Annotated in this window: 2 pseudogenes; one reads left to right on the top strand and one right to left on the bottom strand. The window is 36.3% G+C overall.

What is annotated here, in order from left to right:
- Positions 1–450: pseudogene (locus AC1DUW_RS30670) on the bottom strand (NADPH-dependent FMN reductase); the annotation flags it as partial.
- Between the two features lie 125 nt (positions 451–575).
- On the opposite strand from AC1DUW_RS30670, the pseudogene AC1DUW_RS30665 reads away from it, so the two are divergent.
- Positions 576–744 (top strand): annotated as a pseudogene (locus AC1DUW_RS30665) (ring-cleaving dioxygenase); the annotation flags it as partial.
- Between the last annotated feature and the right edge of the window lie 149 nt (positions 745–893).

Genomic DNA, 893 nt, shown 5'->3' with positions numbered 1-893 from the left:
CACTTCCATTTTCAAAATCTGTAAATAATGACAATGTAGGATGTACACGAACATCTGCAACTAGTAATTCTCCTAAAATTCCACGTAAATGTTCAGCTGCACGAGCACCACCAGTTGAACCATAGCTTACAATACCAGCAGCTTTATTATTCCATTCGTCACGAGCTAAATCCAATGCATTTTTTAATGCACCTGTTATGTTATGATTATATTCTGCCACAATCAACACAAACCCATCTAAATTAGTAAGCTTTTCTGACCAAGCTCTTAATCCTGGTCATCACCAGCAGTTGTAAATACAAATGGTAAATTGAAGTCTGCAATATCTACGATTTCATAATTCGCATCGCCACGTTTGTCAGCAATTCCTTTTACCCATTCTCCTACTTGTGGACTTACACGTCCTTGGCGTGTACTTCCTAAGATAATTCCGATATTTAATTTTGTCATTGCTTTTTCCTCCGTAGCTAATCTACCAAATAGTTTGTCTAAAAAACTCAATTCTTCCACCATACCTTGTCTCGAAGTTATGAATTTCCTTACGATTCATCACTCTTCATATTTTATCCTTTCCCCTCTACTTCAGGGAACCGAATGGTATCTTGTTTGAACTCGCGACGGATGGACCTGTTTGCGACAGACGAACATGTCGAACACTTAGGGGGAAATCTTGCCCTCTCTCCATTCTTGGAATCAAAGAGAGAGCAAATTGAACAAAAATTAAAACCACTTGTAACCAAATAAAACATCCTAGTATTAACACACCTAGTAAGAAAAACCGCAAAAAAAGCTCCAAATAAATCGAAACTTATTTAAGGTGATAAAAATAATGTTTTAGGAAAAACTGATTTATGTACTATATTCTACTTATTAAAGGAGGAAAACAAAATGGC

The sequence above is a fragment of the Peribacillus sp. P4_C12 genome (assembly GCF_056402095.1).
The sequence above is the reverse complement of the archived record's forward strand: the minus strand, read 5'-3'. Positions and strand labels throughout refer to the sequence as shown.